Below are 21,949 nucleotides of genomic sequence, written 5' to 3' on the forward strand. Positions count from 1 at the left end.
CCGTTTTCATCCACCGCTGTCGTTGGTGGATGGGTAAAACGCCATCCACCCTACGATGGTGAAGGGAGGCCGCGATGAGCGCTAGGAGCTGCCCGGCCCTGTTGGTCGCCGCCCCGGCCTCGGGGCAGGGCAAGACCACGGTCACCGCCGCCCTGGGGCGATTGCACAGTCGCCAGGGCAAGCGAGTGCGGGTGTTCAAGTGCGGGCCGGACTTTCTCGACCCGATGATCCTCGCCCGCGCCAGCGGACTGCCGGTGTACCAGCTGGACCTGTGGATGGTCGGCGAGGCCGAGAGCCGGCGCCTGCTGTGGCAGGCGGCCGGGGAGGCCGACCTGATCCTCATCGAGGGGGTGATGGGCCTGTTCGATGGCAGCCCGTCGGCGGCCGACCTGGCGCGGCGCTTCGGTGTGCCGGTGATGGCGGTGATCGACGGCTCGGCCATGGCCCAGACCTTCGGCGCCCTGGCCCATGGCCTGGCCAGCTTCCAGCCCGATTTGCCGTTCTCCGGGGTGCTCGGCAACCGGGTCGGCAGCGCGCGGCATGGCGAGATGCTGCGCGACGCCTTGCCCGCAGCGATCCGCTGGTACGGCGCCCTGCCGCGCAGCGCCGAGATCGAGCTGCCCAGCCGCCATCTGGGGCTGGTCCAGGCCGAAGAGCTGGCCGACCTGGATGCGCGCCTGGATGCCGCGGCCGACGCCCTGGCGGCCAGCGCCGATGTGGCCCTGCCGCCGCCGGTGGCCTTCGCCGCCCCCGTGCCGCGCCCGCTCGAGCCGTTGCTGGCCGGGGTGCGCATCGGCGTGGCCCGGGACAGCGCCTTCGCCTTTCTCTACCAGGCCAACCTGGACCTGCTGCGTGAGCTGGGCGCCGAGCTGCACTTCTTCTCGCCGTTGGCCGACAGCCAGCTGCCGGCGGTCGACAGCCTGTACCTGCCGGGCGGCTATCCCGAACTGCACCTGGCCGAGTTGCAGGGCAATCAGGCCATGGCCGAGGCGATTCGGAGCCACCACGCCGCCGGCAAGCCGATCCATGCGGAATGCGGCGGCATGCTCTACCTGCTCGAACGGCTGACCGACAAGCAGGGCGTCAGCGGGCGGATGCTCGGCCTGCTGCCGGGCGAGGCGACCCTGCAGCCACGGCTGACCGCCCTGGCCCTGCAGGAGGTCGAGATGCCCGGCGGGCACCTGCGCGGCCACACCTACCACCACTCGGCGCTCAGCTGCGAGCTGGCGCCGTTGGCCCGTGGCGAGTGTCCGAACTACAGGCGCACCGCCGAGGCGGTCTACCGTCTGGGCCGGCTGACGGCCTCCTACATCCATTTCTACCTGCCCTCCGACCCCTTGGCCGCGGCGGAGCTGTTCCGACCATGAACCCACAGACCTTTAGCCCCGCCGAGCGCGCGGCGGTCTATCGTGCCATCGCCGAGCGCCGCGACATGCGCCACTTTTCCGGCGGGCGGGTCGAACCGGAGCTGCTGGCCCGGCTGCTGGAGGCGGCGCACCAGGCGCCCAGCGTCGGCCTGATGCAGCCCTGGCGCTTTATCCGCATCACCCGTCCCGAGCTGCGTGAGTCGATCCAGGCCCTGGTGGAGGCCGAGCGCCTGCGCACCGCCGCGGCCCTGGGCGAGCGTGGCGACGACTTCATGCGGCTCAAGGTCGAGGGCATTGGCGACTGCGCCGAGTTGCTGGTGGTGGCGCTGATGGAGGGCCGCGAGGCCCATGTGTTCGGCCGGCGCACCTTGCCGGAGATGGACCTGGCCTCCCTGGCCTGCGCCATTCAGAATCTCTGGCTGGCCGCCCGCGCCGAGGGCCTGGGCATGGGCTGGGTGTCGTTGTTCGAGCCCGCTGCCCTGGCCGAACTGCTGGCCATGCCGCCGGGCAGCAAGCCCATGGCGGTGCTCTGCCTGGGGCCGGTGACGAGCTTCTACGCGGAGCCGATGCTGGCCCAGCAGGGCTGGGCGCGGCCGCGGCCGCTGGGCGAACTGCTGTATCAGGACCAATGGGGACAATCATGAAAGGCCCGCAACGCATCGTCTGCCTGTCCACCGAGACCTGCGAGACCCTCTACCTGCTCGGCGAGCAGGCGCGCATCGTCGGCATCTCCGGCTTCACCGTGCGCCCGCCCCAGGCGCGCAAGGAAAAGCCCAAGGTCAGCGGCTTCAGCAGCGCGCGGATCGACAAGATCCTCGCGGTGCAACCCGACCTGGTGCTCGGCTACTGCGACCTGCAGGCAGACATCGCCGCCGACCTGGCCCGTCAGGGCCTGGAGGTGCACCTGTTCAACCAGCGCGATATCGCCGGCACCTACCGGATGATCGAGACCCTCGGCGCCCTGGTGCATGCCAACGCGCGGGCCGAAGCGCTGATCGCCGAGCTGCAGGCCGGGCTGGAGGCGATCCGCGCCAGCGCCGCACGCCTGCCACGGCGGCCGCGGGTGTATTTCGAGGAATGGAACGAGCCATTGATCAGCGGCATCGGCTGGGTCAGCGAACTGATCGAGCTGGCCGGCGGCGAGGATTGCTTCGCCGAGCTGGCTGGCTGCCACAGCGCCAGGCAGCGGATCATCGCCGACCCGCTGGAGGTGGTGCGCCGTGCCCCGGAGCTGATCATCGGCTCCTGGTGCGGCAAGCGCTTCCGCCCGCAGCAGGTCGCCGCCCGGCCAGGCTGGCAGGCGATTCCGGCGGTGCGGCATAACCAGCTGCACGAGATCAAGTCGCCGGACATCCTCCAGGCCGGCCCGGCGGCGCTGAGCGATGGCGTGCGCCAGTTGCACGCGCTGATTCGTGCCTGCGTGGAGGCCGGCGCATGAGCCTGCTGCTCGCCACCCTGGCCGGCGTCGCCATGGATATGGCGCTGGGTGAGCCGAAGCGCTGGCACCCGCTGGTGGCGTTCGGCCGCCTGGCCGAGTGCATCGAACAGCGGCTCAACGCCGCCGGGCGCGGCTGGCGCAGCCACGGGGTCAGCGCCTGGTGCCTGGCGGTGCTGCCGCTGACCCTGTTGGTCGCGCTGCTGGCCCAGATGCCGCTAGTCGGCTGGGCCGTGGAAATCCTCGCCCTGTACCTCGCCCTGGGGATGCGCAGCCTGGGCGAGCACGCACTGCCGGTGGCCCTGGCCCTGCGCCTGGGCGACCTGCCCCTGGCCCGCGAGCGGGTCGGCCAGATGGTCAGCCGCAACACCGCGGCTCTGGATGCCAGGGGCGTGGCCCGCGCCGGCACCGAGTCGGTGCTGGAGAACGGCTCGGATGCGGTGTTCGCCGCGCTGTTCTGGTTCCTCGTCGGCGGCGCTCCGGGCGTCGTGCTCTATCGCCTGAGCAATACCCTGGACGCCATGTGGGGCTACCGCACGGCGCGCTTCGAGCGCTTCGGCTGGGCCGCGGCGAAGGTCGACGATTGGCTCAACTACCTGCCGGCGCGGCTGGTGGCGCTGACCTATGCGCTGCTCGGGCGCACCGGCATGGCCCTGCAATGCTGGTGGCGCCAGGCGCCGCAGTGGGACAGTCCCAACGCCGGCCCGGTGATGGCTGCCGGCGCCGGCGCCCTGGGCATCGGCCTGGGCGGCGCGGCGCAGTATCACGGCGAGCTGCATGAGCGCCCGGTGCTGGGCGAGGGCCCGCCGCCGCGGGCGCGGGATATCGAGCGGGCGCTGAACCTGGTGCATGGCGGGGTGCTGCTGTGGTTGGCCCTGTTGCTGCTGTGGGGGCTGTTCGGTGCTTGAGCATGGCGGCCGGCTGCGCGCGGCGGCGCAGCGTCATGGCATCGCCCTGGGCGACTGGCTGGACCTGTCCACCGGCATCGCCCCCTATGGCTGGTCGATCCCGCCTTTGCCGCTGCAGGCCTGGGCCCGCCTGCCCGAGCCGGACGACGGCCTGCAGGCGGCGGCCCGCGATTATTACGCGGCGCCAGCCGTGCTGCCGGTGGCCGGTTCCCAGGCGGCGATCCAGGCCTTGCCGCGGTTGCGCGGGCGATCCAGGGTGGGCGTCGTCGCGCCGGCCTATGCCGAGCACGCGGCAGCCTGGCGCCGCGAAGGTCATCAGCTGCTGGAGCTTGGGGGCGCACAGGTCGACGACCAGTTGGCGCAGTTGGACGTACTGCTGCTGATCAACCCCAACAACCCCAGCGGCCAGCGCTTCGCCCCCGAGCAGCTGCTGGCCTGGCATGCGCGCCTGGCCGCGCGCGGTGGCTGGTTGGTGGTGGACGAGGCCTTTATCGACTGCACGCCGCAGTTCAGCCTGGCTGGCCACAGCCAGCTGCCCGGGCTGATCGTGCTGCGTTCGTTCGGCAAGTTCTTCGGTCTGGCCGGTATCCGCCTGGGCTTCGTCCTGGCCGAACAGCGCCTGCTGGAGCGTCTCGACGAACTGCTCGGGCCCTGGACCGTCAGCGGCCCGACGCGGGCGCTGGCCACGCTGCTGCTGCGGGATCGACCCGGCCAGCAGGCGCAGCGCCGGCGCCTGCTGGCCGGTGGCGAGCGGCTGGGCGCCTTGCTTGGCGCCCACGGCCTGCCACCCAGCGGCGGCTGTGCGCTGTTCCACTGGTGCATCGAGGCCCGCGCGGCGCAACTGCACGAATTTCTTGCCCGCCAGGGCATTCTCACCCGCCTGTTCACTAGCCCTCCGAGCCTGCGCTTCGGCCTGCCGGCGGGCGAAGCGGGCTGGGCCCGGTTGGAGCGGGCATTACAGGCATTCAAGGAGCATTCGGCATGACCACATTGATGGTGCAGGGCACCACCTCCGATGCCGGCAAGAGCACCCTGGTGACCGCGCTGTGCCGCTGGCTCAGGCGCCAGGGCGTGGCGGTGGTGCCGTTCAAGCCGCAGAACATGGCGCTCAACAGCGCGGTGACCGTTGATGGCGGCGAGATCGGCCGCGCCCAGGCGGTGCAGGCCCAGGCCGCCGGCCTGGCGCCGCACAGTGACATGAACCCGGTGCTGCTCAAGCCCAACAGCGACACCGGCGCCCAGGTGATCATCCACGGCCGAGTCATCAGCAGCATGGAGGCCGCCGCCTACCACGACTACAAGCAGGTGGCGATGGACGCGGTGCTGGCCTCCCACGGGCGCCTGTGTGCCGCCTATTCGGTGGTGATGGTGGAGGGCGCCGGCTCGCCGGCCGAGATCAATCTGCGCGCCGGTGATATCGCCAACATGGGCTTTGCCGAGGCGGTGGACTGCCCGGTGATTCTGATCGCCGATATCGACAAGGGCGGGGTGTTCGCCCACCTGGTCGGCACCCTCGACTTGCTCAGCCCGTCGGAACAGGCACGTATCCAGGGTTTCGTGATCAACCGTTTTCGCGGCGACATCGCCCTGTTGCAGCCGGGCCTGGACTGGCTGGAGCGGCGCACTGGCAAACCGGTACTCGGCGTGCTGCCGTACCTGATGGATTTCCACCTGGAGGCCGAGGACGCCATCGACACCCGCCAGAGCGCCAAGGCCGGCGAGTCGATCAGGGTGGTGGTGCCGGTGCTGCCGCGCATCAGCAACCACACCGACTTCGACCCGCTGCGCCTGCACCCGCAGGTCGAGCTGTGCTTTGTCGGTCCGGGCCAGGCGATTCCGCCGGCCGACCTGATCGTCCTGCCCGGCTCCAAGAGCGTGCGCGCCGACCTGGCGTTCCTCCGCGAGCAGGGCTGGGAGACGGCCATTCATAAGCACCTGCGTTACGGCGGCAAGCTGCTGGGCATCTGCGGTGGCCTGCAGATGCTCGGCCGCTTCATCGACGACCCCCATGGCCTGGAAGGGGCACCCGGCAGCAGCCAGGGATTCGGCCTGCTCGACTTCGCCACGGTGCTGGAGGCCGAGAAGCAGCTGCGCAACGTGCAGGGGCGCCTGCGTCTGGAGGACGCGGCCGTGACCGGCTACGAGATCCATGCCGGGGTCAGCACGGGGACCGGGCTGAACGGCGCGGTGCGGCTGGACGACGGCCGTTGCGATGGCGCGCTGAGCGCCGACGGCCAGGTGATGGGCACCTATCTGCACGGCCTGTTCGAGTCCGTCCCGGCCTGTGGCGCGCTGCTGCGCTGGGCCGGCCTGCGCGAGGTGCAGGCGGTGGATTACCAGGCCCTGCGCGAACGCGATATCGAGCGCCTGGCCGATCTGGTCGAGGCCCATCTGGATACCGCCAGGTTGCGCGAGCTGTGCGGCCTGTAGGCGTGGGGTGCGCCAGGCGCACCAAAGGGCATATGAATGGTGCGCACGGCGCACCCTACGGAGCCGGTAGGGTGGATGTCGCCTTTTACATCCACCAAGGCAGCGGCCAACGGTGGAGCGCGGTCCACCCTGGGCGGGCGTAGGGTGCGCCAGGCGCACCGAAGGACACATGAATGGTGCGCGCGGCGCACCCTACGGAGAGGCCATGCATGAACTGATCCTCGGAGGCGCCCGGTCAGGCAAGAGCCGCCTGGCCGAGAAGCTGGCCGCCGACAGCGGCTTGCCGGTGACCTATATCGCCACTGGCCAGGCGCTGGACGGCGAGATGAGTGCGCGCATTCGCCAGCACCGCGAGCGGCGTCCGCCGCACTGGGCGCTGGTCGAAGAGCCCGTCGAACTGGCGCGGGTGCTGGGCGAGCAGGCGGACACGGGCCGCTGCCTGTTGGTTGACTGCCTGACCCTGTGGCTGAGCAACCTGCTGATGCTGGACGATGCGGCGCGACTGAGTGCCGAGCGCGACGCCCTGCTCGCGTGCCTGGGCGAATTGCCGGGGCGCATCATCCTGGTCAGCAACGAGACCGGGCTGGGCGTGGTGCCCTTGGGCGAGCTGAGCCGCCGCTATGTCGACGAGGCCGGCTGGCTGCACCAGGCCCTGGCCGAGCGCTGCCAGCGGGTGACCTTCACCGTGGCCGGCTTGCCGATGATCCTCAAGGGGCAGATGCCATGAGTCGCCAATGGTGGCAGGCCGAATGCCGGCCCGTGGATGCACGGGCGCGGGAGGCGGCCGAGGCCCGCCAGCGGCAGCTGACCAAGCCGGCCGGCGCCCTCGGCCAGCTGGAGCGCGTGGCGATCCGGCTCGCCGGCCTGCAGGGCCGCCCGCGACCGTGCATCGAGCGGGTGTTCATCGGCCTCTTCGCCGGCGACCACGGTGTGGTCGAGGAGGGCGTCTCGGCCTACCCGCAGGCCGTCACCGGACAGATGCTGGCCAACTTCGTCGGCGGCGGCGCGGCGATCAGCGTGCTGGCCCGGCAGTTGCGCGCGACCCTGGAGGTGCTCGACCTGGGCACCGTCACGCCTCGGGCCGACCTGCCTGGGGTGCGCCAGCTGCGCCTCGGCCCTGGCACGCGCAACTTTCTCCAGGGCCCGGCGATGAGCGCCGAGCAGACGTTGCTGGCCCTGCAGGCCGGGCGCGACAGCCTGCTGCGCGCCGAGCAGCTAGGCGTCGAGCTGTTTATCGGTGGCGAGATGGGCATCGGCAACACCACAGCCGCCACGGCACTGGCCTGCTGCCTGCTGGACTGTCCGGCTGCCGAACTGGTCGGCCCGGGCACCGGCCTGGATGGCGACGGCGTGGCGCACAAGGCGCGGGTGATCGAGGCGGCCCTGGCCCTGCACGGCCCGGCGCTGCGCGGTCCTTTCGAGGCCCTGCAACGCCTCGGCGGCTTCGAGATCGCCGCCCTGATCGGCGCCTATCTGGCCTGCGCCCAGCAGGGCGTGCCGGCGCTGGTCGACGGCTTTATCTGCAGCGTCGCGGCGCTGCTGGCGGTGCGCCTGAATCCCGCTTGCCGCGACTGGCTGCTGTTCGCCCACTGTGGCGCCGAACCCGGCCATCGCCGGGTGTTGGATGCCTTGGCGGCCGAGCCGTTGCTGCAGCTGGGCCTGCGCCTGGGCGAGGGCAGTGGCGCGGCCCTGGCCGTGCCACTGTTGCAACTGGCCTGTCGGCTGCACGACGAGATGGCCACCTTCGCCGAGGCGGCGGTGGCGGAGCGGCCGGCATGAGCCTGCGGCTGGAGTTGCTGCGCCATGGCGAGACCGAGCGGGGCGGTGGGCTGCGTGGCAGCCTGGACGACGCGCTGACGGCCGCGGGCTGGGCGCAGCTGCGTGCCGCCGTGGTGGACGCCGGGCCCTGGGATCGCCTGATCAGCTCGCCGCTGCAGCGTTGCGCCCGTTTCGCCGAGGAGCTGGCGGCGCAGCGTGGGCTGCCCCTGAGTCTTGAGCCCGATCTGCAGGAGCTGCACTTCGGCGCCTGGGAGGGGCGCAGCAGCGCAGAACTGATGGCGTCCGACGCCGAGGCCCTGGGTCGCTTCTGGGCCGATCCCTATGCCTTCACCCCACCGGCCGGCGAACCGCTGGTGGATTTCGAGGCGCGGGTACTGGCCGCCCTGCGGCGCTTGCATGGCCGGTACGCCGGCGAGCGCCTGCTGCTGGTGACCCATGGCGGGGTCATGCGCCTGCTGCTGGCCAGGGCCCGCGGTCTGCCGCGCGCCGGCCTGCTGCAGGTGAACGTGGGCCATGCCCAGCGCTCTCGCCTGGAGCGCCGGCTGGATGGCCAGTTGCGGGAGCTGCCATGAGTCCGCTGCTGATCGCCCTGCAGTTCCTCACCCGTCTGCCCGTGAGGCTGGCGGCCATGCCGACACCGGCCGAGGTCGGGCGCTCGCTGCCCTGCTATCCCCTGGTCGGCCTGTTGATCGGCGGGCTGTTGCTCCTGGCGCACGCGGGCCTCGGCGGGACCTCGGCGCTGCTGCAGGCGGCCCTGTTGCTGGCGCTCTGGGTCGGCCTGAGCGGCGCGCTGCACCTCGACGGCCTGGCCGACAGCGCCGACGCCTGGGTCGGTGGCCTGGGCGACCGCGAGCGCACCCTGGCGATCATGCAGGACCCGCGCAGCGGGCCGCTGGCGGTGGTGGTGCTGGTGCTGGTGCTGCTGCTCAAGTTCGCCGCCCTGGTGACGCTGCTCGAGGCCGGGCAGGGCGGCTTGCTGGTGCTGGCGCCCTGGCTGGGGCGGGGACTGTTGCCGCTGCTGTGGCTGAGCACGCCCTACGTGCGCGCCGGCGGCCTGGGGCAGGCCCTGGCCGAGCATCTGCCGCGCCGCGCGCTGCCCTGGGTGCTGGCGCTGCACGGGGCCGCGGTGCTGCTGCTCGGCTGGCCGGCGCTGCTGGCCCTGCTGGTGGCCGCCGCGCTGTTCCTCGGCCTGCGCCGGGCCATGCTGCGACGCCTGGGCGGTACCACCGGGGATACCGCCGGTGCCCTGGTGGAGCTGGTCGAATGTGGCGTGCTGGTGGCGCTGGCACTGCACCTCCAGCCCTGAGGGCAATCTGTAGCGGCGCATTGGCGGGCAGCTGTAGCTGCCGCGATGCGGGCTGGGGGTATATACCTGTCGCCAACCTGCCGCACCCTTGGCCCTGCGTTCCGTCGCGCCTTGCCAGTCGCGGCGTGAGCGAGGCCTACGACGATGCGCGTATAGCCATCGACCTGAATGTCACCCAGTATTCGTGGTTCAGGCAGCGCGGCGAGCAGCGCCGATGGTGCTGCTCGCCGGCTGATGCCGGCTCGACCGATATTTTCTCGATAACCCGGGTCACGGCTCGGCAAGGACTGTATTTATGACTTCGGTATGGCGCACGAGTGGTTGGGTTCTTCTGGGCGCGTCCCTGATCCTCGCTCTGTCACTCGGCATCCGCCACGGCTTCGGCCTGTTCCTTGCGCCGATGAGCGCCGAATTCGGCTGGGGCCGCGAGGTGTTCGCCTTCGCCATCGCCCTGCAGAACCTGATCTGGGGCCTGACCCAGCCGTTCACCGGCGCCCTGGCCGATCGCTTCGGCGCCCAGCGCACCATCGTCGTCAGTGGCGTGCTCTACGCCCTGGGCCTGGTGCTGATGGGCCTGTCCGATTCGGCCTGGTCGCTGTCGCTGAGTGCCGGCCTGCTGATCGGCATCGGCCTGTCCGGCACCTCCTTCTCGGTGCTGCTCGGCGTGGTCGGCCGCGCCGTGCCGGCCGAGAAGCGCAGCATGGCCATGGGTATCGCCGCGGCGGCGGGCTCCTTCGGTCAGTTCGCCATGCTGCCCGGCAGCCTCGGCCTGATCAGCTGGCTGGGCTGGTCGGCGGCGCTGCTCGCCCTGGGCCTGCTGGTGGCCTTGATCGTGCCGTTGGCAGCGATGATCAAGGACAACCCGCTGCCGAGCGCCGGCCACGAGCAGACCCTGGCCGAGGCCTTGCGCGAAGCCGCCGGCCATTCCGGCTTCTGGCTGCTGTCTTTGGGCTTCTTCGTCTGCGGTTTCCAGGTGGTGTTCATCGGCGTGCACCTGCCGGCCTACCTGGTCGACCAGCATCTGCCGGCGCTGGTCGGCACCACGGTGCTGGCCCTGGTCGGCCTGTTCAACGTGTTCGGCACCTATATCGCCGGCTGGCTGGGTGGGCGCATGTCCAAGCCGCGCCTGCTCAGCGCCCTGTACCTGGCCCGCGCGGTGGTCATCGCCGCCTTCGTCATGGCGCCGCTGACGGTGTGGAGCGCCTATGCCTTCGGCATCGCCATGGGCCTGCTGTGGCTGTCCACCGTGCCGTTGACCAATGGCACGGTGGCGACCCTGTTCGGCGTGCGCAACCTGTCGATGCTTGGCGGCATCGTCTTTCTCTTCCACCAGCTCGGCGCCTTCCTCGGCGGTTGGCTGGGCGGCTACCTGTACGACCAGACCGGCAGCTACGAGCTGGTCTGGCAGATCGCGATTGCCCTGAGCCTGATGGCCGCGGTATTGAACTGGCCGGTGCGCGAGCAACCGGTGGCGCGCCTGCAGGGCGCCGGAGCCGGGGCGTGAGCAGCCGGCACTGGCTGAGCGCCGGCCTGGCCCTGGCCGGGGCCGGCCTGCTGGCCCTGGCCTGGTGGGGCTGGCAGCAGGGCGGCCTGGCATTCCTGCAGTTGGGCCTGGGCGCCTGCTAGGGCGATAGCCGGTTGGCCGGGCCTGTCACGCGGCACGTGCAGTTCGTCACATTGGCGGCGTGCTCACCCGTTTGGGCGATTAGACCCGCTTTCCCGCCTTCTTAAACTCTTGCCACGCCGGACGCAGTCCCCCGGCGTGCCCACAAGAAAAATAAAGGAGGCACCCATGCGTCGCGCATTCACTGCAACCCTGGCCGCACTGGCCCTGGCCGGAGCCGTCGAGGCCCAGGCCAACTACACCCAGACCAAGTACCCGATCGTGCTGGTGCACGGTGTCACCGGTTTCGACACCATCGGCGGCCTGATCAACTACTTCCATACCATTCCCTGGAACCTCGAGCGCGATGGTGCCAAGGTCTACGTCGCCAGTGTCGCGGCGCTCAACGACAGCGAACAGCGCGGCGCCGAACTGGCCCGGCAGATCGTCCCATGGGCCACCGCCAACGGCGGCAAGGTCAACCTGATGGGCCACAGCCAGGGTTCGCCGACCTCCCGCGTGGCCGCCTCGCTGCGTCCCGACCTGGTGGCGTCGGTGACCTCGATCAACGGCGTCAACAAGGGCTCCAAGGTCGCCGACGTGATCCGTGGGGTGATCCCGGCCAACGGTCTCATCGAAGGCGGTGCCAATGCCATCGCCGTGGCCCTGGGCTCGGTGATCAACCTGCTGTCCGGCAGCAGCAATCCGCAGAACGGCGTGGCCGCGCTCGGTACCCTGACCACTCCGGGCACCGCCGCCCTCAACGGCCGCCACCCCTGGGGCGTGAACAACGCCAGCTACTGCGCCAAGTCGACCGAAGTGCACAACGTGCGCGGCAACAACATCCGTTACTTCTCCTGGACCGGCAACACCAGCTACACCAACGTCCTCGACGTGGTCGACCCGTTCCTGGCCATCACCGGCCTGGTGTTCGGCAGCGAGAAGAACGACGGCCTGGTCGGCGTCTGCTCCACCTACCTGGGCCAGGTGCTTGGTGACAGCTACAACATGAACCACGTCGATGCGATCAACCACCTGTTCGGTATTCGCGGCTGGACGGAGCCGGTGTCGCTGTACCGCCAGCACGCCAACCGCCTGAAGAACAAGGGCATCTGATTCAGCAAAGCTTCGCGGGCGGCCGCGGCCGCCCGCCACCCGGAGTTCGCATGCCGCTGCCTGTGCGCTACATCGCCCCGCTGTTCTTCCTGATCGTCGCGCTGGCCGGCCTTGTGCTCTATTGGCAATGGCCGGTTGCGCCGCCCGCGCCCCAGATCGAGGTGGCCGTCGAGCGGCAAACGCCGGCGCTCAGTCCGGTTGCGCCGCAGGCGTTGCCCGGCGTCGCCCGCCAGCAGCCGCTGCAACAGCCGCCACTGGTGCCGAGCATGGCCGACACCGAGGTCGACGGTGAACTCAAGACCGATCGCGCCGGCAACCTGCTGCTCGGGCTGGGCGTGCGCGATTACTTCGATTATTTCCTCAGTGCCGTCGATCAGGTCGGCCTGGATCGCTCGGTGGAGGCGTTGCTGGCCGATGCCACGGGGCGTCTGCAGGAGCCGGCGCTCGGTCAGTTGATCGGCCTGCTGGGTGACTACCTGGATTACAAGCGCGCCAGCCTGGCGCTGATGCAGCAGCCACTGAGCGCCCAGCAGCAGAGCCAGCCGCAGGCGCAGCTGGCGACCCTGCAACAGGCGTTCGACAACCTGGCCCAACTGCGCCGTGCCCACTTCTCCGCTGCGGCGGTGGAGGCGCTGTTCGGCGCCGAAGAAGCCTACGCCCACTACACCCTGGACAACCTGGCGCTGCTGGCGCGCGAAGACCTGAGTGAACAGGCCAAGGCCGAGGCCCAGGCGCGCTTGCGCGACCAGTTGCCGGCGGCCCTGCGGGCCAGCGAGGAGCGCCAGCAGCGGGCCCTGGCTCAGCAGCAGGAGAGCGACCGGCTATGGCGCGAGGGGGCTAGTGAGGAACAGGTGCGCCAGGCGCTTGCCATGGCCTATGATCCGCCCACGGTCGAGCGTGTGCTCGCCGAACAACGCGACGAGCGCGCCTGGCAGAAGCGCTATGGGGCTTACCGCCAGGAGCTGGCCGGCCTGCAGGGCGACGGCCTGAGTGCGGCGGACCAGCAGCGCGAGCAGCAGCGCCTGCGTCAGCGCTTGTTCAGCTCAGAAGAATTGCACCGGGTGGACACCTATGACGCGATTGCCGCCAAACAGCAGGACGGCGCCAGCCCCCAGCCGTGATTCCGTGCCGGCAGGCCGCGGGCGCTGCCGATGAACCTGCCGGAGGAGGAACGCCTGCTGCTCGCGCAGCAGCGCCGCGGCCATAACCGCTTGCGTTTCGTCGCGGCGCTGGAGCAGGGCTTCGTCGAGCATCGGGTGCAGCGCATCAGGCGCCGCCTCTGGCTGATCGGCGGCGTCGCGATCGGCTTCCAGCTGGTCTATGTCGGCCTGGACCTGGCCCTGCTGCCGCCAGTCGTGAGTCTGTCGATATTGCCGTTGCGCCTGCTGGGCATCGCCGGCGTCCTGCTGGCTTGCCTCTACTGCCGCCGTCCCCAGAGTTCGCTGTTCGGCACCCAATTCGCCTACACCGGCGCCTACGCGCTGAATGCCGCCTGTGTGGTGGCGCTGATCTACCTGAGCGAGGCCCTGGGGCAGTCCATGCCCTATGACGGCCTGTTCCTGATCCTGCTGTTCGGCTATGTGCTGCTCGGTGTGTCGTGTCGCGCGATCAGCCTGGCGGCCTGGGGATTCTGCCTGTTGTACCTGCTGCTCGGGGTGCTGCTCACCGATGCGGGATCGCAGCTGGCCTTCCAGGGACTGTTTCTCGGATGCGCCAACCTGATCGGCAGTGGCGGCGCCTATCTGCAGGAGCATGGCCAGCGCAGCGCCTGGCTGAACATGCGCCTGCTCGACCTGGCGCGCCAGCGCGCGGTCGCCGACGATGGGCGCAAGCTGCGCCTGCTCGCCGCTGCCAGCCATGACCTGCGTCAGCCCCTCAACGCCATGGGCCTGTATGCCCAGCACCTGCTCGAGCAGAGTCACGAGCCGGGCATTCGCCAGGTCAGTGGGCGTCTGGCAACCTCGGTGGAACAGCTCAGCCGTCTGCTGCAGTCACTGCTGGACTACAGTCGCCTGACCCTGCCGGGGGGCGTGCCGGTCAAGCCGGAAGTCTTCCCCCTGCGCCCGCTGCTCGAGCGCCTGAGTGGCGAGACGCGGGATGAGGCCAGGGATCAAGGGGTGGACCTGCAACTGCGTTGCGCCGACCTCTGGGTGCGCAGCGACCCGCTGCTGCTCGAGCGGGTGCTGCGCAATCTGCTGGTCAACGCCCTGCGCCACGCCCGGGCGCGGCTGGTGACGGTCGCCGCGCGCGAGGAAGACGGCGCCGTGCTGCTGGAGGTGGCCGACGATGGCCGCGGCCTGTCCCGGGAGGAGCAGGCCCAGGTGTTCGAGGAGTTTCGCCAACTGGATAACCCGGGGCGTAATGCCGAGCAGGGCCTGGGGCTGGGCCTGGCGATCGTCCAGCAGCTGGCCACGCTGCTGGAGCACCCGCTGGAGCTGCACTCGAGTCCGGGGCAGGGTGCGCGCTTCAGCTTGCGCGTGCCGCTGGCTGTGGCGGGTGAGGCGCCGGCGCCGGCGCCTGTCACCCAGGCGATGCAGGGGCGCGTTCTGCTGCTGGAGGACAACGGCCCGGGCCGCCAGGCCCTGGCCGGGCTGCTGCAGCGCTGGGGGTGCGAGGTATGGGCCTGTGCCGGGCTGGCGGAGGCGCTCGGCTGTGTCGGCGAAGCCCAGCCCCAGCTGCTGATCAGTGATTACCGTCTGGCCGCCGAGGAAGATGGCTTGCGGGCCATCGAGCGGGTGCGCGAGGCAGCCGGGCGGATGCTGCCGGCCTTGCTGATCAGCGCCGACATCAGTCCCGAGTTGCAGGAACGCTGCATTCCCGCGCACGTCACCCTGCTCGGCAAACCCCTGCTGCCGGCGCGGCTGCGCCAGGCCCTGGCGGTATTGCTGCCGGGCGCCTCGGCAAGCCAGGCGCAGCGCACAGCCAGCACGGAAAGCTAGCGCCTACGGCGTGCCGAGCGCTTGGGCGAGGCTCAGAGCCAGCCGCGCTGGCGCGCCGCACTGACACAGGCGGTACGGGTGTGCACCTCGAGTTCCTGGAACAGCGCCTTCAGGTGGGTCTTGACCGTGTCCTCGGCGACCCCCAGCTGGCGGCTGATGGCCTTGTTCGGCAGGCCGTCGGCCAGCAGCAGGAGAATCTCCTGCTGGCGGGGGGTGAGCTGGGGCTTGTCGGCGGCCGGGGCGGGAAGTGTCTCGCCGAGCAGTACGCGGGTCACCGCCTGGCGCAAGTCGTCGCCGTCGGCGCTTTTCGGAATGAAGCCGAGGGCCCCGGCGGCCAGGGCGGCCTGGGCATCCAGGCTGGAATCGCTGGCGCTGAGGATCGCCACCGGGGTCATGCGCCCCTGCTGCTGCCAGCGTTGCAGCAGTTCCAGCCCAGGCAGGTCGGGCAGGCGCAGGTCCAGCAGGATCAGGTCGAAATCCTGCCGTTTCAGGCAGTCCTCCGCCTCGGCGGCATTGTACGCGGCCTGCACCCGCAGATCGGCGCACAGCGGGGCGAGGGCCAGGCTCAGGCCGTCGAGAAATATTCGGTGATCGTCCACCAGCAACAGGTTCAACTGGTCTGGCAAGGCAGTGCAAAGTGTGGTCATGGCTGTCCCACGCGGCTTTTCTTGTAGTTGTCGACGCTGCGCGAGTGTACCGCAATCGCGCGAGCGGAATCGCTGCGTGAGGTCGCGGTTGTGGACGAGTGGGCTCAGGCGACCTGGCTGAGGTTGCCGACGCAGCGTTGCCAGGCCGCGATGAATGCGCCGGGCTGGCCGTGGGGATGAAACACCCGCCGCCAGATCAGCGCCAGGCCAAGCAGGTCGTTGGCCGCCGGCAGCACGATGTCTTCCGCCTCGATCAGCAGCCAGGCGATGGCGGTGGCGTAGCGCAGGTTGACGGTCAGCTCCAGGTGCGGGGCGGCGAGAAAGGCATGCTGGCTGGCCAGCCCGCGGACCTGGCTGGCCAGATCCGGATCGCGGGCCAGGTGCAGGTCCCACAGGCGTTGGTGGCGCTGTTCGGCGATGCGGTACAGGCCATGCCCGCGGCGGTCGTCGAGGGCGCTGCCAAGCCCGGACTGGCTGGCCGCGGCGCCGAGCAGAAGGGCTTCGGCGGCAGGGGAGTGGCGGCCCAGGTAGATCAGGGTGGGGCGAATGACGTGCTGGCACAACTCGCAGGCGGCGATACCCATAGAGCCCTCGCGGAAGGTGGCCGGTGGGGCCAGGGCGCATGGCAGCTTCTGTTTGTTCTGATAAAGGCCCCACCGGGAGCGGGGTTAGCCGCTCATGTTCAAGTCTAGTGCGACCTTTGAGCTGTAAAGGGCTGTTTTTAAATTGTTTTCAGCTTTCGCTCATTGCCTATATTCCACATCGTGCTTAGTGGGGCGCGGATGGCGGTAGAGATTGCCTAGCCAGCTCGCCTCGATCTCCGCGCACCCGTCCCGGCTCAGTCGCCGCTCGCAACGGGCCGCGCCGGGTCGGTGATCCATTCGCTCCAGGAGCCGGCATACAGCGGTGCCAGCGGGTAGCCGGCGAGACACAGGGCGAACAGGTTGTGGCAGGCAGTGACGCCGGAGCCGCAGTAGGCGACCAGTCCGCTGGTCGGGCGCGCGCCCAGATGGCTGGCGAAGCGCTGGCGCAGTTGCTCGGCCGCGAGGAAATGGCCATCGCTGTCCAGGTTGTCGGTGAAGGCCGCGCACTGGGCGCCGGGAATATGCCCGGCAACCGGGTCCAGCGGTTCCACCTCGCCGCGAAAGCGCGGCAGCGCGCGGGCGTCGAGCAGGGTCAGTTCGGGGCTGCCCAAACGCTGCTGCAACTGCGCGGCGCCGATCAGCAGGCGCGCATCCGGCTCCCCGTGGAAATTGCCGCGGGGACGGCTCGGCTGTTCCTGGCTCAGGGCCTGGCCGGCGGTCCTCCAGGCCTTGAGCCCACCGTCGAGCAGGTATACGCCCTCACGCTTGCCCAGCCAGGCCAGCAGCCACCAGGCGCGGGCGGCGAACGCGCCGGGGCCGTCGTCATACAGCACCACCTCGTCGTCCTGGTTCAGGCCCCACTGGCGCAGGCGCTCGACCAGGGCGTCCGGCGCCGGCAGTGGGTGTCGCCCGGTTATCCCTTTCTGCACGGGGCCGGAGAGGTCCTGCTCGAGGTCGGCGAAGCGGGCGCCGGGAATATGTCCGCCGGCGTAGCTGCGCTGGCCGTAGCCCGGGTCGTCGAGGGCGAAGCGGCAGTCGAGTATCAGCAGGTCGGCCTGATCGAGGCGAGCGGCCAGGGCCGCGGGGGTGATCAGCTGGGCGAGGGGCATGATGGGCGTCCTGTGTCCAAAGGGGGGGGCAAGCGCATCATAAACCCAGCCCGCAGCAGGGGTGCAACGCCTGGGCTAGGCTGGCTGTGACCAGGCGCTGCCGCCGTGGCGCGGTCGATGAGGAAGGGTGAATGCCTAAGGTGAATGCGCTCAGGCGCGCTGCCTGTTGTTCCGGAGGTCAGCATGGTTGAGGCCATCTCTGTCGCGCAATTGCAGGCCCTGATGGCGTCGGCCAAACCGCCACTGCTCTGCGATGTGCGCCGCCAGCCGGCGTTCCTGGCCAGCCCCGTGGTGATTCCAGATGCCGTGCGCCGCTTGCCCGAGACCGTTGCCACCTGGGGCGCGCAGCTTGGCGAGGTGGAGGAGGAGGTGGTGTATTGCGTGCACGGTCACGAGGTCAGTCAGGGCGTCGCTGCGCAGCTCGCCGAACGGGGCGTGCGCTGCCGCTATCTGTTCGGTGGCCTCGAGCAGTGGCTGGCCGAGGGTGGCCCGACCTTGGCGCCGACCGCTTGAGCCCGGCGGCCGGGCCTTGGTTGAGTTGCTGTTGAGCATGGCAGAGGTGTGTGTGCAGCAGTTGCTGACGGTGGTGCTATTCACTCTGATCGCGGGCATGGCGATGCCGTTCGGTGCGGCCCTGGCCAGTGTCGAGCGGATCAGCCCCGGCTGGCTGGAAGAGGAATTTCGCCACAGCGTGATCGCCTTCGGCGGCGGTGCCTTGCTGGCGGCGGTGGCCCTGGTGCTGGTGCCCGAGGCGATCGACGACCTCAGCCCTGTCCCCGTCGTGCTGTATTTCGCTGCCGGCGGGGCGGCGTTCATGGCGGTGGACATCCTCCTGTACCGCATGCAGACCTCGGCCAGCCAGCTGGCGGCCATGCTCGCCGACTTCGTTCCCGAATCCCTGGCCCTGGGTGCGGCTTTTGCCATCGGCGGCGAGGGGGCGGTGCTGCTGGCGCTGCTCATCGGCCTGCAGAACCTGCCGGAAGGCTTCAACGCCTACCGCGAGCTGAAGGATTCGACCCGCTACAGCCGCGCCAGGATCATTCTGCTGTTCGCCGCCATGGCGTTGCTCGGCCCGGTGGCCGGGGTGTGCGGCTATCTGTGGCTGGCCGACAGTCCGGCGCTGGTCGGCGCCATCATGCTGTTCGCCGCCGGCGGCATCCTCTACTCGGTGTTTCAGGACATCGCCCCCCAGGCCAGGCTGGACAAGCACTGGGCCCCGTCCCTGGGCGCCTTGCTGGGTTTCGTACTGGGTATCGTCGGGCACATGCTGGCTGTGGCCTGAGCCGGGCTGCTGTATCGTGCCGCCTTCTTTCACTGCACAGGTCGGTCGATCGACATGAAACGCTTCGTACTGCTGGACACGGCTCAGATTCCCGATGGCGCCGGCGCGCTGTGTCTGTTCGAGTACGGCGAGGACTTCGTGATCAAGATCGCCGGCGGCGATGGTGGCCAGCTGATGAACACGCGCATGCACGGCTCGGAAGACGCCCTGGCGGCGATTCCCTGCAAGAAGGTGGCCGGCCGCCCGCAGGTGCGGGCGCTGATCGGCGGCCTGGGCATGGGCTTTACCCTGGCTTCGGCGCTGCAGCACCTGGGGGCGGATGCCGAGGTGACGGTGGCCGAACTGGTGCCCGGCGTGGTGGAGTGGAACCGCGGGGCGCTGGGCGCCAAGTCGGGTTACCCGCTGCTGGACCCGCGCACCCGGGTGGTCCAGGAGGATGTCGCCAAGCTGCTCAAGGCGTCCACCCAGGCCTTCGATGCGATCATGCTGGATGTCGACAACGGCCCCGAGGGGCTGACCCAGAAGGGCAATGGCTGGCTGTATTCGGCCGAGGGCCTGCGCCAGTGCCACCAGGCGCTGCGCCCCAAGGGCATGCTGGCGGTGTGGTCGGCCAGCGTCGACCGCGCCTTCGCCGACAAGGTGCGCCGCAGCGGCTTCAAGGTCGAGGAAGTGCAGGTCTACGCCCACGGCAACCGTGGTACCCGGCATACCATCTGGATCGCCGAAAAACTCAAGTAAGGCGCTTGCCGCCGATCAGCGCCCGCCGCGGGTCAAGCGCAGGCGGGTTTTTTCGTTGACGCGAGTCAGTGGATCCTCAGTCTGCCGAGGCGGTCGTTGTCCAGGCTGCCGAGGTACAGGTAGTCGCCCACCGGCTTGGCCGAGGTGACCATGCGCAGGTGGCTGCCGCTGCTGTCGTGCAGGCTGCGGACGATCTCGCCCTGCTCGTTGACGGCGATGACCAGGCCGTAGGGGATCGCCTTGGGCCACAGGGCGCGCGGCAGTTTGGCCAGCTGCGCCTTGAGCCAGGGGTGGCGATGGAGAAAGTCGGCATCGGCCTTGCGCGGGGTCGGCATCGCGACCCAGAAGGTGCCGGCGCCATCGCCCTGCAGGTTGTCCGGCAGGCCCGGCAGGTTGTCGATGAAGGTATCCGCGGTACCGGCCTGCTCGCCCTTGAGCCAGTAGCGGGTGATGCGGTAGCAGTAGGTTTCGTTGACCAGGACGAAGTCCTCGTCGGCCGACAGCGCCACCCCGTTGGCGAAGTACAAGTCCTTGAGCAGCACGCGGGTCTCGCCGCTGGCGCGGTCATGGCTGAGCAGGCGGCCGTGGGGACGGGCCTCGAGCAGGTCGAGCAGGTAGTCGGGCTGCTCGAAGCGCGACGAGGCATCGCTGAAGTAGATGGTGCCGTCGGCGGCGATGTCCAGGTCATCGGTGAAACGCAAGGGCACGCCGTCTGCCTCGCTGGCGAGCACCTCGATCCGTCCCTGCGGGTCGATGGACAGCAGGCCCTTGTAGGCATCGGCGACGATCAGGTTGCCGGCGGCGTCGAAGTCGATGCCCAGCGGCCGCCCCTGGGTATCGGAGAAGGTCTCGATCCCTCCATCGGCATCGATGCGCACGATGCGACCGTCGTGCAGGCCGCTGTAGACCCGGCCCTGGGCGTCCACTGCGCTGTCTTCCGGCCCCTGCAGTTGCCCCTTGCCGAGCAGTTCGGCCTTCATCAGGGTGTCGTTGGGCTCCAGTACGCCGGTCATGGCGGGGGCGGGTGGCGCCTGCCAGGCCAGGGGCTCGATGGGGCTGGGGGTGATGGCCAGGTAGAGGGCGCTCGCGGCTAGTGCCAGCGCGAGCAGGCCAAGCAGTTTCTTCATTGTGGTCATTCCTTGTACAGAAGTCGGGCGGATGGCGCGTGGCCGTCAGATTACACAGGTCGCGCGGGACGCGCCCCTTTGCCGGTATCGATGCCCGGCGAAGGGCGAGGGCGATATATACTGCGCGGTATTCTTGACGGGAGTGCCGCGTGGCTATCGATATTCACTGGATTCTTGACGACGCCAGCCTGGCTAAGCATTGCGCCGACTGGCGCCGTCTGCCCTATGTGGCCCTGGACACCGAGTTCATGCGGGTCGACACCTTCTACCCGATCGCCGGCCTGCTGCAGGTCAGTGAAGGCGAGCGCGCCTACCTGATCGACCCCCTGCAGATCGGCGACTGGACGGCCTTCGCCGCCTTGCTGGAAGACCCGGCGGTGGTCAAGGTGCTGCACGCCTGCAGCGAGGACCTGGAGGTCTTCCTGCGCCTGAGCGGCAGCCTGCCGACGCCGCTGTTCGACACCCAGTTGGCCGCCGGCTACCTCAACCTGGGTTTCTCCATGGGCTATTCGCGCCTGGTCCAGGCGGTGCTCAACATCGAGCTGCCCAAGGGCGAGACGCGCTCCGACTGGTTGCAGCGGCCACTGTCGGCGACCCAGGTCAGCTACGCCGCCGAGGATGTGCTGCACCTGGCCGAGGTCTACGACGCCCAGCAGAAGCTGTTGTCGAGCGAGAAGAACGCCTGGGTTCTGGAGGACGGTGCCGAGCTGGTGGCCAACCTGTGTCGCGAAGTCGACCCGCAGGAGGCCTACCGCGAAGCCAAGCTGGCCTGGAAACTGTCGCGCCAGCAACTGGCCGTGCTGCGCGCGCTGTGCGCCTGGCGCGAGCACGAGGCGCGGGCACGCAACCAGCCGCGCAACCGCATCATCCGCGAGCATTCGCTGTGGCCGCTGGCGCGCAGCCAGCCGGACAACCTGGTGGCCCTGGCGCGGATCGACGATATGCACCCCAAGACCGTGCGCCAGGATGGCGAGACCCTGCTGCAGCTGATCAAGGACGCCGCCGCCACGCCGCCGGCCGACTGGCCCGAGGCGCTGCCCGAGCCGCTGCCGGTGGAAGCCTCGGCCCTGCTGAAGAAGCTGCGCGCCATCGGCCAGCGCCAGGCCGAGCGCCTGGACATCGCGCCGGAGCTGATGCTGCGCAAGAAAACCCTGGAAGCCCTGCTGAAAAGCGGCTACCCCGATGGACCCTACCAGCTGCCGGACGCCCTGCGCGGCTGGCGCCGTGAATTGATGGGCCAGGCCCTACTCGCCTGCCTGGCCGCCGAAGGAGACCCCGCGTGAAACGCATCTGCTCGATCTACAAAAGTCCGCGCAAGAACGAGATGTACCTCTACGTGCTCAAGAGCGATGCGCTCAAACGCGTGCCGGAGAACCTGCTGGCCGCCTTCGGCCCGCCCATCCACACCTTCGACATGGTCCTGAGCCCCGAGCGCCAGCTGGCCCGCGAGGACATCCACAAGGTGCTCGACAACCTCGAGCAGCAGGGCTTTCACCTGCAGATGCCGCCGCCGGAAGAGGAATATATCGAGCACCTGCCGGATGAGCTGCTGCGTCGCAACGATCCGGTCTGATCACGC

Annotated in this window: 24 protein-coding genes; 20 read left to right on the forward strand and 4 right to left on the reverse strand. The window is 69.7% G+C overall.

Annotated elements, in window-relative coordinates; genetic code table 11:
- The first annotated feature begins 74 nt into the window (after positions 1-74).
- From LPB260_RS12395 to LPB260_RS12460, 15 genes are all read left to right on the forward strand, one after another.
- Entirely contained in the window at positions 75-1,367 is a 1,293-nt protein-coding gene (locus LPB260_RS12395; RefSeq protein WP_208709039.1) for a cobyrinate a,c-diamide synthase, read from the forward strand.
- Positions 1,364-2,011, forward strand: a complete 648-nt coding sequence (gene bluB / locus LPB260_RS12400) for a 5,6-dimethylbenzimidazole synthase (RefSeq protein WP_208709041.1) — start codon at positions 1,364-1,366, stop codon at positions 2,009-2,011. Before LPB260_RS12395 ends, bluB begins: the two co-directional genes overlap by 4 nt.
- Positions 2,008-2,805: a cobalamin-binding protein gene (locus LPB260_RS12405; protein ID WP_371926141.1), complete on the forward strand. Its 798-nt coding sequence runs from the start codon at positions 2,008-2,010 to the stop codon at positions 2,803-2,805. Before bluB ends, LPB260_RS12405 begins: the two co-directional genes overlap by 4 nt.
- Positions 2,802-3,710: an adenosylcobinamide-phosphate synthase CbiB gene (gene cbiB / locus LPB260_RS12410; protein WP_208709043.1), complete on the forward strand. Its 909-nt coding sequence runs from the start codon at positions 2,802-2,804 to the stop codon at positions 3,708-3,710. The genes LPB260_RS12405 and cbiB overlap by 4 nt, the downstream gene beginning before the upstream one ends.
- Positions 3,703-4,695, forward strand: coding sequence for a threonine-phosphate decarboxylase CobD (cobD, locus tag LPB260_RS12415; RefSeq protein WP_208709045.1), 993 nt, complete (start codon positions 3,703-3,705; stop codon positions 4,693-4,695). The genes cbiB and cobD overlap by 8 nt, the downstream gene beginning before the upstream one ends.
- Entirely contained in the window at positions 4,692-6,140 is a 1,449-nt protein-coding gene (locus LPB260_RS12420) for a cobyric acid synthase (protein ID WP_208709047.1), read from the forward strand. Before cobD ends, LPB260_RS12420 begins: the two co-directional genes overlap by 4 nt.
- Before the next feature lie 205 nt (positions 6,141-6,345).
- Complete coding sequence (gene cobU / locus LPB260_RS12425; RefSeq protein WP_208709049.1) at positions 6,346-6,867, forward strand: bifunctional adenosylcobinamide kinase/adenosylcobinamide-phosphate guanylyltransferase; 522 nt, start codon at positions 6,346-6,348, stop codon at positions 6,865-6,867.
- A complete protein-coding gene (cobT, locus tag LPB260_RS12430) occupies positions 6,864-7,919 on the forward strand; it encodes a nicotinate-nucleotide--dimethylbenzimidazole phosphoribosyltransferase (RefSeq protein ID WP_208709051.1) in 1,056 nt (351 codons plus the stop codon). The genes cobU and cobT overlap by 4 nt, the downstream gene beginning before the upstream one ends.
- Positions 7,916-8,491 carry an alpha-ribazole phosphatase family protein gene (gene cobC, locus LPB260_RS12435; RefSeq protein WP_208709054.1) on the forward strand — a complete coding sequence of 192 codons (576 nt, stop codon included), beginning with the start codon at positions 7,916-7,918 and terminating at the stop codon, positions 8,489-8,491. The genes cobT and cobC overlap by 4 nt, the downstream gene beginning before the upstream one ends.
- Positions 8,488-9,225, forward strand: coding sequence for an adenosylcobinamide-GDP ribazoletransferase (locus LPB260_RS12440; protein WP_208709057.1), 738 nt, complete (start codon positions 8,488-8,490; stop codon positions 9,223-9,225). The genes cobC and LPB260_RS12440 overlap by 4 nt, the downstream gene beginning before the upstream one ends.
- A gap of 295 nt (positions 9,226-9,520) precedes the next feature.
- Positions 9,521-10,729: an MFS transporter gene (locus tag LPB260_RS12445; protein WP_208709059.1), complete on the forward strand. Its 1,209-nt coding sequence runs from the start codon at positions 9,521-9,523 to the stop codon at positions 10,727-10,729.
- Positions 10,726-10,851 carry a hypothetical protein gene (locus LPB260_RS29040; protein WP_256625664.1) on the forward strand — a complete coding sequence of 42 codons (126 nt, stop codon included), beginning with the start codon at positions 10,726-10,728 and terminating at the stop codon, positions 10,849-10,851. Before LPB260_RS12445 ends, LPB260_RS29040 begins: the two co-directional genes overlap by 4 nt.
- Positions 10,852-11,017: 166 nt before the next feature.
- On the forward strand, positions 11,018-11,944 hold the full coding sequence (locus tag LPB260_RS12450) for a triacylglycerol lipase (protein WP_208709061.1): 927 nt from the start codon (positions 11,018-11,020) through the stop codon (positions 11,942-11,944).
- 50 nt (positions 11,945-11,994) lie between these two features.
- Positions 11,995-13,065, forward strand: coding sequence for a lipase secretion chaperone (locus LPB260_RS12455; protein ID WP_208709063.1), 1,071 nt, complete (start codon positions 11,995-11,997; stop codon positions 13,063-13,065).
- A gap of 30 nt (positions 13,066-13,095) precedes the next feature.
- Positions 13,096-14,883, forward strand: a complete 1,788-nt coding sequence (locus LPB260_RS12460) for a hybrid sensor histidine kinase/response regulator (protein WP_208709065.1) — start codon at positions 13,096-13,098, stop codon at positions 14,881-14,883.
- A 32-nt stretch (positions 14,884-14,915) separates the two neighbouring features.
- Here the strand turns inward: LPB260_RS12460 and LPB260_RS12465 are convergent, their stop codons facing one another.
- The 3 genes from LPB260_RS12465 to LPB260_RS12475 all read right to left on the reverse strand — a co-directional run bounded on the left by LPB260_RS12465 (position 14,916) and on the right by LPB260_RS12475 (position 17,223).
- A complete protein-coding gene (locus tag LPB260_RS12465; RefSeq protein ID WP_208709067.1) occupies positions 14,916-15,530 on the reverse strand; it encodes a response regulator transcription factor in 615 nt (204 codons plus the stop codon).
- Positions 15,531-15,634: 104 nt separating this feature from the next.
- A complete protein-coding gene (locus LPB260_RS12470) occupies positions 15,635-16,114 on the reverse strand; it encodes a hypothetical protein (protein ID WP_208709069.1) in 480 nt (159 codons plus the stop codon).
- A gap of 254 nt (positions 16,115-16,368) precedes the next feature.
- Complete coding sequence (locus tag LPB260_RS12475; RefSeq protein ID WP_208709071.1) at positions 16,369-17,223, reverse strand: sulfurtransferase; 855 nt, start codon at positions 17,221-17,223, stop codon at positions 16,369-16,371.
- A 183-nt stretch (positions 17,224-17,406) separates the two neighbouring features.
- On the opposite strand from LPB260_RS12475, the gene LPB260_RS12480 reads away from it, so the two are divergent.
- From LPB260_RS12480 to LPB260_RS12490, 3 genes are read left to right on the forward strand one after another with little or no spacing between them, the layout of a single operon-like run.
- Positions 17,407-17,736 (forward strand): rhodanese-like domain-containing protein, encoded by a 330-nt coding sequence (locus tag LPB260_RS12480; protein ID WP_208709073.1) that lies wholly within the window; start codon positions 17,407-17,409, stop codon positions 17,734-17,736.
- Between the two features lie 37 nt (positions 17,737-17,773).
- Positions 17,774-18,505, forward strand: coding sequence for a ZIP family metal transporter (locus LPB260_RS12485; protein ID WP_208709075.1), 732 nt, complete (start codon positions 17,774-17,776; stop codon positions 18,503-18,505).
- 54 nt (positions 18,506-18,559) lie between these two features.
- Positions 18,560-19,243, forward strand: coding sequence for a spermidine synthase (locus tag LPB260_RS12490; RefSeq protein WP_208709077.1), 684 nt, complete (start codon positions 18,560-18,562; stop codon positions 19,241-19,243).
- Between the two features lie 65 nt (positions 19,244-19,308).
- Here LPB260_RS12490 and LPB260_RS12495 read toward each other — a convergent pair whose 3' ends face one another.
- The gene (locus LPB260_RS12495) at positions 19,309-20,370 is read right to left on the reverse strand and encodes an SMP-30/gluconolactonase/LRE family protein (protein WP_208709079.1); all 1,062 of its coding nucleotides are present in this window, start codon (positions 20,368-20,370) and stop codon (positions 19,309-19,311) included.
- A 149-nt stretch (positions 20,371-20,519) separates the two neighbouring features.
- Here LPB260_RS12495 and rnd point away from each other — a divergent pair, with 149 nt between their 5' ends.
- Both rnd and LPB260_RS12505 read left to right on the forward strand, forming a co-directional pair.
- Positions 20,520-21,653, forward strand: a complete 1,134-nt coding sequence (gene rnd / locus LPB260_RS12500; RefSeq protein ID WP_208709081.1) for a ribonuclease D — start codon at positions 20,520-20,522, stop codon at positions 21,651-21,653.
- Positions 21,650-21,943, forward strand: a complete 294-nt coding sequence (locus tag LPB260_RS12505; protein WP_208709083.1) for a YcgL domain-containing protein — start codon at positions 21,650-21,652, stop codon at positions 21,941-21,943. Before rnd ends, LPB260_RS12505 begins: the two co-directional genes overlap by 4 nt.
- Positions 21,944-21,949: the final 6 nt, after the last annotated feature.

The organism is Pseudomonas sp. LPB0260 (assembly GCF_013388395.1).

Excerpts from the sequence above, each read along its gene's own strand:
- cobT (WP_208709051.1), top strand. The coding sequence starts at position 6,864 with ATGAGTCGCCAATGGTGGCAGGCCGAATGCCGGCCCGTGGATGCACGG.
- LPB260_RS12440 (WP_208709057.1), top strand. The coding sequence starts at position 8,488 with ATGAGTCCGCTGCTGATCGCCCTGCAGTTCCTCACCCGTCTGCCCGTG.
- LPB260_RS12460 (WP_208709065.1), top strand. The coding sequence starts at position 13,096 with ATGAACCTGCCGGAGGAGGAACGCCTGCTGCTCGCGCAGCAGCGCCGC.
- LPB260_RS12455 (WP_208709063.1), top strand. The coding sequence starts at position 11,995 with ATGCCGCTGCCTGTGCGCTACATCGCCCCGCTGTTCTTCCTGATCGTC.
- bluB (WP_208709041.1), top strand. The coding sequence starts at position 1,364 with ATGAACCCACAGACCTTTAGCCCCGCCGAGCGCGCGGCGGTCTATCGT.
- cobC (WP_208709054.1), top strand. The coding sequence starts at position 7,916 with ATGAGCCTGCGGCTGGAGTTGCTGCGCCATGGCGAGACCGAGCGGGGC.
- LPB260_RS12420 (WP_208709047.1), top strand. The coding sequence starts at position 4,692 with ATGACCACATTGATGGTGCAGGGCACCACCTCCGATGCCGGCAAGAGC.
- LPB260_RS12405 (WP_371926141.1), top strand. The coding sequence starts at position 2,008 with ATGAAAGGCCCGCAACGCATCGTCTGCCTGTCCACCGAGACCTGCGAG.
- LPB260_RS12470 (WP_208709069.1), bottom strand. The coding sequence starts at position 16,114 with ATGGGTATCGCCGCCTGCGAGTTGTGCCAGCACGTCATTCGCCCCACC.
- cbiB (WP_208709043.1), top strand. The coding sequence starts at position 2,802 with ATGAGCCTGCTGCTCGCCACCCTGGCCGGCGTCGCCATGGATATGGCG.
- LPB260_RS12450 (WP_208709061.1), top strand. The coding sequence starts at position 11,018 with ATGCGTCGCGCATTCACTGCAACCCTGGCCGCACTGGCCCTGGCCGGA.
- LPB260_RS12475 (WP_208709071.1), bottom strand. The coding sequence starts at position 17,223 with ATGCCCCTCGCCCAGCTGATCACCCCCGCGGCCCTGGCCGCTCGCCTC.
- LPB260_RS12495 (WP_208709079.1), bottom strand. The coding sequence starts at position 20,370 with ATGAAGAAACTGCTTGGCCTGCTCGCGCTGGCACTAGCCGCGAGCGCC.
- LPB260_RS12485 (WP_208709075.1), top strand. The coding sequence starts at position 17,774 with ATGGCAGAGGTGTGTGTGCAGCAGTTGCTGACGGTGGTGCTATTCACT.
- LPB260_RS12465 (WP_208709067.1), bottom strand. The coding sequence starts at position 15,530 with ATGACCACACTTTGCACTGCCTTGCCAGACCAGTTGAACCTGTTGCTG.
- LPB260_RS12395 (WP_208709039.1), top strand. The coding sequence starts at position 75 with ATGAGCGCTAGGAGCTGCCCGGCCCTGTTGGTCGCCGCCCCGGCCTCG.
- cobU (WP_208709049.1), top strand. The coding sequence starts at position 6,346 with ATGCATGAACTGATCCTCGGAGGCGCCCGGTCAGGCAAGAGCCGCCTG.
- LPB260_RS12445 (WP_208709059.1), top strand. The coding sequence starts at position 9,521 with ATGACTTCGGTATGGCGCACGAGTGGTTGGGTTCTTCTGGGCGCGTCC.
- LPB260_RS12490 (WP_208709077.1), top strand. The coding sequence starts at position 18,560 with ATGAAACGCTTCGTACTGCTGGACACGGCTCAGATTCCCGATGGCGCC.
- LPB260_RS12480 (WP_208709073.1), top strand. The coding sequence starts at position 17,407 with ATGGTTGAGGCCATCTCTGTCGCGCAATTGCAGGCCCTGATGGCGTCG.